At 65.0% G+C, this 13,696-nt stretch carries 11 protein-coding genes; 7 read left to right on the forward strand and 4 right to left on the reverse strand.

Annotated features, from left to right (window positions below):
* Positions 1-13 precede the first annotated feature (13 nt).
* The 7 genes from BTM36_RS12855 (at position 14) to BTM36_RS12890 (ending at position 8,970) form a co-directional block, all read left to right on the forward strand.
* Positions 14-1,306 carry an FAD-binding oxidoreductase gene (locus BTM36_RS12855; protein WP_077236709.1) on the forward strand — a complete coding sequence of 431 codons (1,293 nt, stop codon included), beginning with the start codon at positions 14-16 and terminating at the stop codon, positions 1,304-1,306.
* 41 nt (positions 1,307-1,347) lie between these two features.
* The gene (locus BTM36_RS12860) at positions 1,348-2,829 is read left to right on the forward strand and encodes an NAD-dependent succinate-semialdehyde dehydrogenase (RefSeq protein WP_077236579.1); all 1,482 of its coding nucleotides are present in this window, start codon (positions 1,348-1,350) and stop codon (positions 2,827-2,829) included.
* Between the two features lie 73 nt (positions 2,830-2,902).
* Positions 2,903-3,805 carry a GNAT family N-acetyltransferase gene (locus BTM36_RS12865; protein ID WP_077236580.1) on the forward strand — a complete coding sequence of 301 codons (903 nt, stop codon included), beginning with the start codon at positions 2,903-2,905 and terminating at the stop codon, positions 3,803-3,805.
* 191 nt (positions 3,806-3,996) lie between these two features.
* A complete protein-coding gene (locus tag BTM36_RS12875; RefSeq protein ID WP_077236710.1) occupies positions 3,997-5,373 on the forward strand; it encodes an aspartate aminotransferase family protein in 1,377 nt (458 codons plus the stop codon).
* A gap of 133 nt (positions 5,374-5,506) precedes the next feature.
* A complete protein-coding gene (locus BTM36_RS12880; protein WP_077236582.1) occupies positions 5,507-6,001 on the forward strand; it encodes an Lrp/AsnC family transcriptional regulator in 495 nt (164 codons plus the stop codon).
* A gap of 336 nt (positions 6,002-6,337) precedes the next feature.
* The gene (gene fliD, locus BTM36_RS12885; protein ID WP_077236583.1) at positions 6,338-8,365 is read left to right on the forward strand and encodes a flagellar filament capping protein FliD; all 2,028 of its coding nucleotides are present in this window, start codon (positions 6,338-6,340) and stop codon (positions 8,363-8,365) included.
* Positions 8,366-8,520: 155 nt separating this feature from the next.
* A complete protein-coding gene (locus BTM36_RS12890) occupies positions 8,521-8,970 on the forward strand; it encodes a MaoC family dehydratase (RefSeq protein ID WP_006463802.1) in 450 nt (149 codons plus the stop codon).
* Positions 8,971-8,982: 12 nt separating this feature from the next.
* Here the strand turns inward: BTM36_RS12890 and maiA are convergent, their stop codons facing one another.
* Genes maiA through BTM36_RS12910 form a run of 4 tightly spaced genes read right to left on the reverse strand, consistent with a single transcriptional unit; the run spans position 8,983 to position 13,687 of the window.
* The gene (maiA, locus tag BTM36_RS12895) at positions 8,983-9,630 is read right to left on the reverse strand and encodes a maleylacetoacetate isomerase (RefSeq protein WP_077236584.1); all 648 of its coding nucleotides are present in this window, start codon (positions 9,628-9,630) and stop codon (positions 8,983-8,985) included.
* 36 nt (positions 9,631-9,666) lie between these two features.
* Complete coding sequence (fahA, locus tag BTM36_RS12900; protein ID WP_077236585.1) at positions 9,667-11,013, reverse strand: fumarylacetoacetase; 1,347 nt, start codon at positions 11,011-11,013, stop codon at positions 9,667-9,669.
* Positions 11,010-12,347, reverse strand: a complete 1,338-nt coding sequence (gene hmgA / locus BTM36_RS12905; RefSeq protein WP_077236586.1) for a homogentisate 1,2-dioxygenase — start codon at positions 12,345-12,347, stop codon at positions 11,010-11,012. Before hmgA ends, fahA begins: the two co-directional genes overlap by 4 nt.
* Positions 12,344-13,687 carry an MFS transporter gene (locus BTM36_RS12910; protein ID WP_077236587.1) on the reverse strand — a complete coding sequence of 448 codons (1,344 nt, stop codon included), beginning with the start codon at positions 13,685-13,687 and terminating at the stop codon, positions 12,344-12,346. Before BTM36_RS12910 ends, hmgA begins: the two co-directional genes overlap by 4 nt.
* Between the last annotated feature and the right edge of the window lie 9 nt (positions 13,688-13,696).

The raw sequence follows: 13,696 nt of genomic DNA on the forward strand, positions 1-13,696 counted from the left end.
CGACATCCCGACCATGAAGCTGGAATCCTACTGGACCGATTCTGCCCCGCTGTATATCTCCCCCTCGCGAGAACTGCCAGCCCAGGTCGACGTGGCCATCGTCGGTGGCGGCTTTACCGGCCTGTCGGCGGCACTGGCGCTGGCCAGGCGTGGCGCCTCGGTGGTCGTGCTGGAAGCCGGCGCGCACGTGGCGGCCGAAGCCTCGGGCCGCAATGGCGGTCACGTCAACAACGGCCTGGCGATGGATTACGCGGAGGTCGCCGCCCGGGTCGGGGTCGAACGCGCCCGCGCCTGGTACCACGCCTATGACGATGCGGTCGATACGGTGGCACGGTTGGTACAGGAGGAAGACATCGCCTGCGACTTCCTGCGCCACGGCAAGCTCAAGATGGCCACACGGCCGCAACAGATGGAGGCCCTGCAACGCAGCGCCGAGCGCCTCTACGCCGACGGTGTGGACCGCGACATCGACATCCTGGACGCGGCCCGCGTGCGTGCCGAGGTGCAGAGCGAGCGCTTCCATGGCGGCATGCTCTACAAGCGCAGCGCCCAGATGCACATGGGCCGCTTCGCCTATGGCCTGGCGCTGGCGGCCGAACGCCACGGCGCGGCCATCCACACCGGCACCGAGGTACGACGGCTGGAACGCATCGGCGAGAGCTACGGACATCGGGTCCATACGCCCCGCGGCAGCATACTGGCGCGGCAGGTCCTGCTGGCCACCGGTGCCAGCCGTCACGGCGCCTACCGCAGCTTCGGCTGGCTGCGCCGGCGCATCGTGCCGGTAGGCAGCTTCATCGTGGTGACCGAGCCGCTGGGTGCCGAACGCGCGGCCAGCCTGCTGAGCCAACAGCGCACCTACACCACGGTGGCCAATATCCACCACTATTTCCGCATGACGCCCGATACCCGCCTGGTCTTCGGCGGACGGGCGCGTTTTGCGATTTCCAGCCCGCAGTCCGATGCCGCCAGTGGCGAAATCCTGCGCCAGGGCCTGCAGCAGACCTTCCCGCAGTTGGGACCGGTGCGCCTGGACTACTGCTGGGGCGGGCTGGTCGACATGACCCGCGACCGCCTGCCGCAGGCGGGAGAACGCGATGGCCTGTTCTATTCCATGGGCTACAGCGGCCACGGCACGCAGATGTCGGTGCACATGGGCCAGTGCATGGCGCAGGTGATGGCCGGCGATGCGCTGGCCAATCCCTGGCGTGACCGCGAATGGCCGGCCATCCCCGGTCATTTCGGGCCACCCTGGTTCCTGCCGGTGGTGGGCATGTACTACCGGCTCAAGGATAAGCTGGCGTGAATGCCCTTTCGAATCCTCTTCACTTTGACTGAATGCCTGCCATGACTACACTCGAACTGCACCGCCAGGATCTGCTGCCCGGTGCCCACCTGATCGGCGCCGAATGGCGCGCAGCGGCCGACGGTCGCGAACTTGCGGTCAGTGATCCGGCCACCGGCAAGATATTTGCCAGCGTCCCCGACGGCAATGCCGCCGATGCCCGCGCCGCGGTGGATGCCGCTGCCGCCGCATTCCCGGCCTGGCGTGCCACGCCGGCCAAGCAGCGCGCCGCCATCCTCAAGCGCTGGAACGACTTGCTGCTGGCGCACCAGGAAGACCTGGGTCGCCTGATCTCGCGCGAGCAGGGCAAGCCGCTGGCCGAGGGGCGCGGTGAAGTGGCCTATGCGGCCAGCTATGTGGAATGGTTCGGCGAAGAAGCCACCCGCGCCAATGGCGACATCATCCCGGCCCCGGTGACCGGCCGCCGCATGCTGGCGCTGAAGGAACCGGTGGGCGTGGTGGCTACCATCACGCCCTGGAACTTCCCGGCCGCGATGATCGCCCGCAAGATCGCACCGGCCCTGGCCGCCGGTTGCACCGTGGTGTGCAAGCCGGCCGAGGATACACCGCTGACCTCGCTGGCGCTGGTGCGCCTGGCGCAGGAAGCGGGCGTGCCGGCCGGGGTGATCAACATCGTCACGGCCTCGCGCGAGCGCACGCCGGAAGTGGTCGACGTGTGGCTGGCCGACAGCCGGGTGCGCAAGATCAGCTTTACCGGCTCCACCGCCGTGGGCAAGCACCTGGCGCGTCATTCGGCCGATACCCTCAAGAAGCTCTCCCTGGAACTGGGCGGCAATGCGCCCTTCATCGTCTTCGACGATGCCGATCTGGATGCCGCCATCGACGGCGTGATGGCCGCCAAGTTCCGCAATGGCGGCCAGACCTGCGTGAGCCCCAACCGCATCTACGTGCAAGAAAAGGTCTATGACGCCTTCGTGGCCAGGCTGGGCGCCCGGGTGGCGGCGCTGAAGGTCGGCCCGGCCAGCGATCCGGCCTCGCAGATCGGGCCGATGATCAATGCCCGTGCCATCGCCAAGATCGACCAGCACGTGCGCGATGCCGTCGCCCGCGGTGCCCACGTGATCACCGGCGGCCAGCGCCTGCAGGGGCCCGGCTACGAAAGCGACAACTACTACGCGCCTACCGTGCTGGCCAACGTGACCGATGCCATGCAATGCAGCTGCGAAGAGACCTTCGGCCCGGTGGCACCGGTGACGCGCTTCACCAGCGAGGAAGAAGTGATCGCCGCGGCCAATGGCACGCCCTTCGGGCTGGCCGCGTATTTCTATTCGACCGATGTACGGCGCATCCATCGTGTCACCGATGCACTGGAGAGCGGCATCGTCGGTGTCAACGAGGGCGCACTGGCGGCCGAGGCGGCCCCCTTTGGCGGCGTCAAGGAATCCGGTTATGGTCGTGAAGGCTCGGTGCACGGGCTGGATGATTATCTGCATACCAAGTACGTGTGCCAGGGCCAGCTGTGAGATCGCCGCTGTGAAATTGCAGCCCTGAAATCCCTGTACTACGTTACCTTCAACGAACCGACCAGGAGCCCCCATGCCAGTGCCGACCACCCCCGTCCCGAGCAGCGGCCAGGAAGCCTTGCCCGACCTGCGCCTGCGTGCCATCGCCGCCGATGACCTGGGCAACTGCCACCGGCTGTCGCTGCGCTTCAAGTGGCCACACCGGCTGGAGGACTGGAAATTCCTGTTGCAGATGGGCCAGGGCTATCTGCTGGAACACACCGCCGACGGTGCCGCGCTGCCGGTAGTGGGTTCGGTAGTGTGCACCTGCTACGGCGAGCAGCACGCGGTCATCGGCATGCTGCTGGTGCAGGCCGAGCTGCAGCGCCGCGGCCTGGGGCGGCGGCTGATGCAGCACACCGCCAGCCAGGTCAATGGTCGCAGCCTGGTGGTCAATGCCACCGCGGCGGGCATGCCGCTCTATCGGCAACTGGGCTTTATTCAGCAGGATGTGTTGCACCAGTTCCAGGGCTCGTCGGCGCAGCCGGTACTGGTCTCGCTGCCGCCCGGCGAGCGCGTGCGGCCGATGGGCAAGAACGATGTGCAGCGGCTGCTGGCGCTGGATGCGCGCGCCACCGGCATGGAACGCAGCAAGCTGCTGCTGGCCCTGCTGGAGATGTCGGAAGGCGTGGCGCTGGACCGCGATGGCGAGATGCTGGGCTTTGCGCTGGTGCGTCGCTTCGGCCATGGCCGCGTGATCGGGCCGGTGGTGGCACCCGATGCCGAACGGGCCAAGGGTCTGATCGCGCACTGGATCAATACCTATTCGGATTCCTTCATCCGCATCGACGTGTTCGAATCGAGCGGTCTGCCGGCCTGGCTGGACACGCTGGGCCTGACCAATGTCGACCATGTCACCCGCATGTGCAAGGGTGCGCCGCCGGCGCGCGATGCGGGCATGCAGTTGTTTTCCATCGTCAACCAGGCGCTGGGCTAAGGCCGCAGCCGGTCGCACAGGGCACGCCGCAGAAAATGCCAAAGCCGCCCGCAAAACCCATGAAGATGCTTTTTGGACCCCGCATCTTGCGCATCCGCTGCGACCGGGCAGGCATAGCATAGAACGCATCCCGGTTGTGTCGCCCGCCTGGCACGACCTTGTTCAACGCCATCGTCAGCGAGTCCTCCTTCATGCAAACATCGACCCTGGCTGCCCTCGACCGCAGCCACCTGATCCATCCCGTGACCAGCTTTCGCGAACACGAAGAGCTGGGTCCCATCATCCTCAAGTCCGGCCGTGGCGCCTACCTGACCGACCATCAGGACAAGGAACTGCTGGATGCCTTCTCGGGCCTGTGGTGCGTCAACACCGGCTATGGCCAGGAGAGCGTGATCCGCGCCGCCACCGAACAGATGCAGCGCCTGCCGTATGCCACGGGCTACTTCCACTTCGCCTCGGAACCGGCCATCCTGCTGGCCAAGAAGCTGGTGGACATCAGCCCGGCCTCGCTCCGGCATGTCTACTTCACCCTGGGCGGATCGGACGCGGTGGATGCCGCCATCCGCTACATCACGCACTACCACAACGCCATCGGCAAGCCGGCCAAGAAGCATTTCATCTCGCTGCAGCGTGGCTACCATGGTTCCTCTTCGGTGGGGGCGGGACTGACGGCGCTGCCCAATTTCCACTTCAACTTCGATCTGCCGCTGCCGACCCAGCACTACCTGCCTTCGCCCTATCCCTACCGCAGCGAACTGGCCGACGACGCAGCCATCATCGCCGCCTCGGTACAGGCGCTGCGCAGCAAGGTGGCCGAACTGGGTGCGGACCAGGTGGCGGCCTTCTTCTGCGAACCGATCCAGGGTTCGGGCGGTGTGGTGGTGCCGCCCAAGGGCTGGTTGAAGGCCATGCAGCTGGCTTGCAACGAGCTGGGCATCCTGTTCGTGGTGGACGAGGTGATCACCGGCTTCGGCCGCACCGGCCCCATGTTTGCCTGCCTGGACGAAGACGTGCAGCCGGACCTGATGACCATGGCCAAGGGCCTGACCGCGGGCTACGCGCCGATGGGCGCGGTGATGATGTCGGACCGGGTCTATCAGGGCATTGCCGATGGCGCGCCCATGAGCACCGTGGTCGGCCACGGTCAGACCTATTCGGCTCATCCGGTCAGTGCGGCAGTGGCGCTGGAGGTGCTGCGCCTGTACGAGGAAGGTGGTCTGCTGGAAAACGGTCGTCGGGTCGAGCCTTATTTCGCCGGTGGCCTGCGCGCCCTGCTGGATCATCCGCTGGTGGGGGATGCCCGCAGCCGGGGGCTGCTGGGTGCGCTGGAACTGGTGGCCAACAAGCACACCAAGGCGCGCTTCGCACCCGAACTGAAGCTGCATGAACGCATCTTCAAGGTGGCCTACCAGCAGGGCCTGGTGTTCCGCGCCTTCGGCGACAACATCCTCGGTTTTGCGCCGGCGCTGTGCTATACACCGGCCGATTTCGAGCTGATGTTCCAGCGGCTGAAGGCCATCCTCGATGAAGTGCTGGCCCAGCCCGAGGTGCGCCAGGCCGTCAAATAAGCCGGTCGATGCGAGCAAAGCCCCCGGTCACATGCCAAAAACAGGGACCGGAGGGGTTAAAATGCCCTGACATCCGGCCTGCCTTCCCCGCCCAGGGACAGCAGGCCGGTTGAGTCGAATAACCCGAGGCAACATGATGACTAACGGCGCGTTGAAACTGGACCGGATCGATCTGAGGATTTTGTGTCACCTGCAGGAAAATAGCCGCATTACCAATGTGATCCTGGCCGACGCCGTCGGCCTGTCCCCCAGCCCCTGCCTGATCCGCGTCAAGCGCCTGGAAAAGGCCGGCTACATCAGCGGCTACGGCGCCTACATCCGCCTGGAAAAACTGGCCGACGTGCAGATCGTGTTCACCGAGGTGACCCTGTCGGACCACCGCCGCGAAGACTTCGCCAAGTTCGAGTCCTATATCCGCAATGTCGACGAGGTCATCGAATGCCACCTGGTCAGCGGGGGTTACGACTACCTGCTCAAGTTCATGACCCGCAGCGTGGTGCATTACCAGAGCGTGATCGAGTCGCTGCTGGAGCAGAACCTGCGCATTGAAAAGTATTTCAGCTACATCGTCATCAAGTCACCCTTCATCAAGCATCACTACCCGCTGGAAAAGTTCATCCAGACCTGATCCGGACTGAAGCCAGGGGGGGATGGGGCATGGGCCGGAGGCTCCGTGCCGCTCCTTTCCGCTCCTTTCCGCTCCTTTCCGCTCCTTTCCGCTCCTTGCCGCCCTCTGCAGCCTTCCTTCTGTCTTCCCGCCACCCTCCCCCGTCCGCTGGCCGCCCTGTTTAGCTGCGCGGGCCGTATCTCCATCAAAGCTCCACAAAAATCCCGAACAAATTCCAGTTTTGGTCAGCAAACTGACCTTTACTTTTGTAAAGAGCTGCCGTTAATGTGGCGAACGCTGACGATTTGTCAGCGTTTCCAGATTACAAGAAGAATTCGATATTGTTCAGGGGTCAACATGGCAACTTCCACCGGGTCCATCTCCACGTCAGCCGGTCCGCTCGATGTGGCGACCTTGGTCAACCAGCTCATTTCGGTTGAAAGCAAGTCGCGGCTCACGCCGCTGAAAAACAAGGAAACCGGCTTCAACACGCTCATTTCGGCGTACGGGACGCTGAAGAACGCGCTGTCGACCTATCAGAGCGCCCTCAAGGGGATGACCTCGGCCACCTTCAGCGCCCAGAAGACCACCCTGACCAATGCCGGTACCGGCACGGGCCTCACCACCGATCCGCTCACGGCCGAGACCAACACCGATGAATCGACCAAGGTACTGGCGCAGAAGCTGAAGTCGGGCGGCTATGCCACCGGCACCACCTTCAATGCCGGCGATTCGGTCGCCATCAAGGTGGGCAGCAACCAGCCCACCTTCATCACGCTCAAGGCCAATGCCACGCTGGCCGGCGTGCGCGATGCGATCAATGCCTCCAAGGCCGGGGTCACGGCGTCGATCACCACCGACGGCAGCGGCGACCACCTGGTGCTGGAATCCAATACCGGCGGCACCGCCAATACCATCAAGATCACCGCCAACAACACCCTCTCGGGGCTGAGCTACGATCCGGCCTCCAGCACGCCGGGCAGCGTGACCCAGGTGCAGGCCCCGCGCGACGCCGCCAAGGCGGCGTCGGGCTCGTACAGCCTGGCGGTGAACCAGCTGGCGCAAGCGGTCAAGGTCAGCTCGGCCGGCATCGCCCCGGGCAGCACCTTCGACAATGGCGTGCTGGCCATCAAGACCGGCAACGGCTCGACCGTGCTGATCCAGCCCAAGACCAATACCCTGGCCGGTGTGCGTGATGCCATCAACGCCAGCGAAGCGGGCGTGAGCGCCTCCATCGTCAGCGATGGCACCAATGACCACCTGGTGCTGACCGCCAAAGACAGCGGCGCGGCCAACACCCTGCGGGTCAGCGGCACCGGCTCGTTTGCGCCGTTCGCCTTCGATCCCAGCGGCACCGTGACCACCCCGGGCGTGACGGCTGGCCAGACCTTCGCCACCGGCGCGCTGGCACTGCAGGTGGGCAACAAGTCCTTCAACATCACCCCGACCGATCTGGACGCCAGTGGCGATATCCAGCTCAATGACGTGATGAAGGCCATCAACGACGCCAACACCGGCGTGACGGCCAGCATCACCACCAGCGGCGGCAAGGAGCAGCTGGTGCTCACCCCGACCGGCAGCGACGCGGTCAAGCTGACCGGCAGCAATGATTACGCCGGCCTCACCGGCAGCAGCATGGGCCAGCTGGCCAAGGCGCAGGATGCGCGGATGACCATCGACGGCGTGGTCGTGACCAGCACCAGCAACAAGGTCACCAACGTGATCTCGGGGGTGACGCTGAACCTGAGCAAGGTCACCAATGCCACCGACAATTTCACGCTGGCCATTTCCAATGACACCAGCGGCCTGACCACCGCCGCCAATACCTTCGTCAACGCCTACAACACGCTGGCCAAGGCGGTGACCAACCTGACCAAGCAAACCCCGTCCACCACCAAGGGCGAGGCCAATACCGGCTCGCCGCTGGCGTCGGAATCGTCGGTGCTGAACATGATGACGCAGATCCGTAGCACCATGCTGGGCGCGCTGGGCGAAGGCGGGGGGATGAACCTGTCGCAGGTCGGCATCTCCTTCCAGAAGGACGGCACGCTGGCGCTGGATTCGATCAAGCTGACCACGGCTGCCAACAAGGACTTCGAGGGCATCAGCAAGCTCTTCACCGCCACGGGCGGCGTGGTCACCAAGCTGCAGACGGTGATGGATGGCATCCTGAAGGAAGGTGGCACGCTGGCCACCAAGACCAAGGGCCTGCAGGCCAGCCTGAAGATCGTCACGGACCAGCAGACGGCGGCCAATTCGCGCCTGCAGGACCTGAAGGATAACTACACCAACCAGTTCAATCGTCTGAACGTCACACTCGCAACCATGCAGGCAAGGCAAAGCTATCTGACGCAGCAGTTGACCAAGCTGTCGAAGTCGTCCTGAGCCCGAAGCTCGGGTTGATCGCCGGTGACAACACCACAGGCCGCAGCGCGCCCTCCGCTGCGGCCTGTGGTCTTTGCGGAAGTCGCTATACTGGGGGCCTTTCCGGTTTCCTGAAGACCGGGACATCACAGCGATAACAACGATCAGGAGACATCGTGGATACCCCCAAGTATTTGGAAGATTTCCAGCCCGGCCAGGTTTTCCGTTCACCCGCCACGTTGACCGTGGATGCCGAGGCCATCAAGCAGTTCGCCACCCAGTTCGATCCCCAGCCCTTCCACCTGGATGACGCTGCCGCCCAGCAGACCTTCTTTCGTGGACTGGCGGCCAGCGGCTGGCATACCGCCGCGCTGACCATGCGCTTGCTGGTCGATACGCTCCACATCCAGGGCGGCATCATCGGCGCCGGCTTCGACGAATTCCGCTGGCCACGCCCCACCCGCCCCGGCGACGTGCTGCGCCTGGAGGCCGAAGTGCTGGGTATCAAGACCTCGCAATCGCGCCCCCTGCAGGGTTTTCTCAACCATCGCGTGACCACCTACAACCAGCACGACGAAGCCGTGCTGATCATGACCGGCAACCTGCTGGTGCCGCGCCGCAGCTAAGCCTGGCCCAGTTCAGGCGGCGTCCGGCTGGCGTGCCGGATGCGCCTGTTCGAAGGCTGGCAGGACATTGCAGGCAGCCTCGATGGCGCATAGCGTCGGATAGGGTGCCATGTCGACCTCGAAGCGGCGCGCATTGAAGATCTGCGGCACCAGGAAGCAATCGGCCATGGTCGGTGCATCGCCCACGCAGAAGTGACCGCGCGTGGTGTCGGCGGCCAGTTGCTGCTCCAGCGCGGCAAAGCCGAGCTTGATCCAGTGCTGGATCCAGGCGGTCTTCTGGGTTTCGTCGACGTTGAGCTGGTGCTTGAGATAACGCAGCACGCGCAGGTTGTTCAGGGGATGGATTTCACAGGCGATGGCCAGCGACAGTTCGCGGATGCGGGCGCGCGCGAAGGCATCGCCGGGCAGCAGCGAAGGCGTGGGATAGCGCTCTTCCAGATACTCCAGGATCGCCATCGACTGCCTCAGCAGTTGCCCCTGGTCGGCCAGCACCGGCACCAGCGCATGCGGGTTCAGTTGCGTGAAGGCCGGCAGCAATTGCTCGCCGCCCTGGTTGAGCAGGTGCACCGCCGCCGTCTCGTAGGTCACGCCCTTGAGATTGAGGGCAATGCGCACGCGGTAGGAGGCCGAGCTGCGGAAATAGCTGTACAGGGTAGTCATCCTCTTCCTTTCATCCTTCCTTGGAAACCAGGCGCATCAGGCCAGGCTGCGTGCCGGGAGCACGGTGCCGGCGGCTTCACCGAACCCGATCGTGGGCAAGCCGTCGCGACGAGCGGCAGCACGCAGGATGATGGTGTCGCCATCTTCCAGGAACACGCGACGTTCACCGTTGGCCAAGGTGATGGGCGCCTTGCCGCCGGCGCTCAGTTCCAGCAGCGAGCCGGCTTCGTCAGCTTGCGCACCGGACAAGGTGCCGGTACCCAGGAAATCACCGGGCCGCAGGTTGCAGCCGTTGACCGTGTGGTGCGCCACCAGTTGCGCCACGGTCCAGTAGGCGTCGCGGTAGTTGGACAGCGACAGGCGCTGCGGGGCGGTGCCGGCCTCACGCATGGCGGCGGTCTGGATCAGCACTTCCAGCTGCAGATCGAAGGCGCCGCTCTCGCGCAGGGTGGGGGCATCCAGGTAGGGCAGCGGCTGCGGATCGTCGGCCGGACGGGTCCAGGCGCAACGATACGGGGCCAGTGCTTCCAGCGTGACGATCCAGGGCGAGATGGTGGAGGCGAAGCTCTTCGACAGGAAGGGGCCGAGCGGCTGGTATTCCCAGGCCTGCACGTCGCGTGCCGACCAGTCATTGAGGAGGCACAGGCCGAACACCTTGTCTTCGGCCTGGCTCATCGGCACCGGTTCGCCGAGGGCATTGCCACCGCCGATGAAGATGCCCATTTCCAGTTCGTAGTCCAGGCGCTTGCAGGGTCCGAAGCTGGGCGTTTCAGCATCCGGCGCCTTGGTCTGGCCGACCGGGCGGCGGAATTGCTGGCCCGAGACCGCAATCGACGAAGCACGACCGTGGTAGCCGATCGGCACCCACTTGTAGTTGGGCAACAGCGGGTTGTCCGGACGGAAGAGCTTGCCCACCGAGGTGGCGTGGTGGATGGAGGTATAGAAGTCGGTGTAGTCGCCGATGGCGGCCGGTACGTCGTAGCGGGCCTGGGCCTGCGGCACCAGGCAGGCCGCCAGTTCGGTCTGGTGCGGCGAACCGCTGCGCAGCAGGCGCGACAGCGCCAGGCGCAACGCCGACCAGGCTGTCGGGGTCAAGGCCATCAGGGCATTGAGCGTGCTGCCGCCGCAGGCGGCGTGGGCGGCCTGGCGCGTGGCTTCGTCAAAGCCGGAAAAGGCACCGGCCGCCTGTGCCGCCGGCAGGTCCAGGATCTGGTCACCGATGGCGACGCCTGCACGGAAGCTTTCTTCACTTGCAGCGCGACGGAACACACCATAAGGCAGGTTCTGGATCGGGAATGGGCAGCCGTCGGTATTGGCGCTCTCGACCCAGCTGCGCAGCTCGGTGTCGTGGGTCTCGTTCAGTTTCAGGCTAGGCAGGCTCATGCGCGCTCCGGGTTGAAGTTCTTCTGGATCCCCAGCCAGCAATCCTGGTAGTCGCGCTGCAGGGTCGGCGACGCCAGGGCATGGCGGGTGGGGCAAAGGATGTTGCGGGTCTCGAACATGAAGGCCATGGTGTGATCGACCTTGTTCGGCTGGCTGGTATCGATGCGGCTGGCCTTCTCGAAGGTAGCCGCGTCCGGTCCGTGGCCGCTCATGCAATTATGCAGGCTGCCGCCGCCGGGGACAAAGCCGCCGCCTTCCTTGGCGTCGTACTGGCCGGTGATCAGGCCCATGTATTCGCTGGCCACGTTGCGGTGGAACCAGGGCGGGCGGAAGGTATTCTCGGCGGCCAGCCAGCGCGGCGGGAAGATCACGAAGTCGATGGTATCCACGCCCGGCGTATCGCTCTGCGACTGCAGCACCAGGAAGATCGAGGGATCGGGATGGTCGTAGCTGATCGAGCCGATGGTGTTGAAGTGACGCAGGTCGTACTTGTAGGGCGCGTAGTTGCCATGCCAGGCCACCACGTCCAGCGGCGAATGGCCGATCTTCGCCTGCCACAGGTTGCCGCCGAACTTGGCGATCAACTGGAAATCTCCCTCGCGATCTTCGTACCAGGCATGGGGCGTAGCGAAATCACGTGGATTGGCCAGGCCGTTGGACCCCAGCGGCCCCAGATCCGGCAGGCGCAGCAATGCGCCAAAGTTCTCGCAGACGTAACCGCGTGCCTCGCCGTCCGGCAGCCGCACCTGGAAGCGCAGGCCACGCGGGATGACGGCGATTTCCTGCGGCTCGATGTCGATCACGCCCAGTTCGGTACGCAACTGCAGGCGGCCCTGTTGCGGCACGATCAGCAGCTCACCATCGGCCGAATAGAAGAAGCGGTCGGTCATCGAGCAATTGGCCGCGTACAGGTGGATGGCGCAACCGTTCTGGGCCTGCGGCGAGCCGTTGCCGGCCATCGTGACCAGCCCCTCGATGAAATCGGTGGGGACCGTGGGCATGGGCTGCGGGTCCCAGCGCAACTGGTTCGGCGGCGCTGCCACGTCATCGAAGTGGCTTACCAGCAGGCCGCGCTCCATTGGGGCAAAGGGTTCATGTACCGCCGCCGGGCGGATACGGTACAGCCAGGAGCGGCGATTGTGGCCACGGGGGGCGGTGAAGGCGGTACCTGAAATCTGTTCGGCATAGAGACCATAGGCCACCTTCTGCGGCGAATTGCGGTGCGCCGGCAAGGCGCCGGGCAAGGCCTCGGTCTCGAACTCATTGCCGAAGCCGGACTGGTAGCCACGGGTATGGACGTGGTGACTGACGGCGGAATCGGTGACGGTAGTCATGCGGAAACTCCTCGGGAAGTACGATGCAGGCGCGCAATGGTCAGCGCCGAAATCAGGGCCGGCACGGCGGCGGCGATGAAGAGCGAACCATTGCTCCATTGCAGGGCGATCAGCTGGCCGCCGATCACCGGGCCCACCACCGAGCCGATGCGACCGATACCGAGCGCCCAGCCGATGCCGGTGGAACGCAAGGTGGTCGGATAGTAGGTCCCGGCCAGGGCATTGACCGCCGGCTGGCCGCCGACGATGCAGAAGCCGGCCACGATCACCGCCACGAACAGCAGTGCCGGCAGGGCCGCCACCTTGCCGATCATGGCAATCGAGACGCAGGCCAGCAGGAAGCAGACACCCAGCACCCGGGTAAATCCATAGCGATTGATGAAGCGCCCCAGGGTCAGGGTGCCGATCACGCCGCCCACCTGTAGCGAGGTGCCGATCAGTACGGCCATGCTGGTGGAATAGCCGGCGTCATGGATCAGTGTGGGCAGCCAGTTGGAGAGGAAATAGAGGTTGATCAGGTTCATGAAGCTGATCAGCCACAGCAACACGGTCACTCCGGCGCGACCATCACGGAACAGCGCCGCCACCGGCATGCCCTCGGCCTTGGCTTCCTTGACCACCACCTCGGTGCGCTCATCGATGACGATGGACGGATCGAGCTTGCGCAGCCAGCGTGCCACCTGCGCCCGCGGACGGCGATGCAGCACCAGGAACTGGATCGATTCCGGCAGCCAGACCAGCATGACCAGGCCCAGCACCAGCGGCACCGCACCGCCGACCCAGAACACCGCATGCCAGCTGTGCGCCGGAATCAATGCGGCGCTGACGAAGCCGCCAGCAGCAGCGCCCACGGTGAAGCCGCAGGAGACCAGCATCATGCGCGTGACCCGGGACGAGGAAGGACTGAATTCCCCCACCAGCGCCATGGCATTGGGCATGATGCTGCCCAGGCCGAAACCGGTGATGAAGCGCACGATCAACAGTTGATCGAGGGTCGTCACCAGGGGCGTGGCCAGCATGCAGGCCGCGAAAAAGAGCGTGGAGACGATCAGTACCGGGCGGCGGCCATAGCGGTCACCGACCGGCGTCAACACCAGCGAACCCAGCAGCATGCCGAACAGGCCGGCGCCGAACACCGGCCCCAGGCTGGCCTTGCTCACGCCCCAGTCGGCGATGATGGCCGGGGCCACATAGCCCATGGCCTGGACGTCGAAACCATCGATGATCAGGCACAGGCCGCACAGCAGCAGCAGGCCGAACTGGAAAGTGCCGAAACGGCCCTGCTCCACCACCTGGTCCACATGGACCGTGGGGAGAGCGCCACTTGCGTGGATACTCATGTCTTGACT

Origin of the sequence: Herbaspirillum sp. VT-16-41, assembly GCF_001994935.1 — a bacterium.
GTDB classification, from domain to species: Bacteria; Pseudomonadota; Gammaproteobacteria; order Burkholderiales; family Burkholderiaceae_D; genus Herbaspirillum; species Herbaspirillum frisingense.

Excerpts from the sequence above, each read along its gene's own strand:
- BTM36_RS12860 (WP_077236579.1), top strand. The coding sequence starts at position 1,348 with ATGACTACACTCGAACTGCACCGCCAGGATCTGCTGCCCGGTGCCCAC.
- BTM36_RS12875 (WP_077236710.1), top strand. The coding sequence starts at position 3,997 with ATGCAAACATCGACCCTGGCTGCCCTCGACCGCAGCCACCTGATCCAT.
- maiA (WP_077236584.1), bottom strand. The coding sequence starts at position 9,630 with ATGACTACCCTGTACAGCTATTTCCGCAGCTCGGCCTCCTACCGCGTG.
- BTM36_RS12865 (WP_077236580.1), top strand. The coding sequence starts at position 2,903 with ATGCCAGTGCCGACCACCCCCGTCCCGAGCAGCGGCCAGGAAGCCTTG.
- BTM36_RS12855 (WP_077236709.1), top strand. The coding sequence starts at position 14 with ATGAAGCTGGAATCCTACTGGACCGATTCTGCCCCGCTGTATATCTCC.
- hmgA (WP_077236586.1), bottom strand. The coding sequence starts at position 12,347 with ATGACTACCGTCACCGATTCCGCCGTCAGTCACCACGTCCATACCCGT.
- BTM36_RS12910 (WP_077236587.1), bottom strand. The coding sequence starts at position 13,687 with ATGAGTATCCACGCAAGTGGCGCTCTCCCCACGGTCCATGTGGACCAG.
- fliD (WP_077236583.1), top strand. The coding sequence starts at position 6,338 with ATGGCAACTTCCACCGGGTCCATCTCCACGTCAGCCGGTCCGCTCGAT.
- fahA (WP_077236585.1), bottom strand. The coding sequence starts at position 11,013 with ATGAGCCTGCCTAGCCTGAAACTGAACGAGACCCACGACACCGAGCTG.
- BTM36_RS12880 (WP_077236582.1), top strand. The coding sequence starts at position 5,507 with ATGATGACTAACGGCGCGTTGAAACTGGACCGGATCGATCTGAGGATT.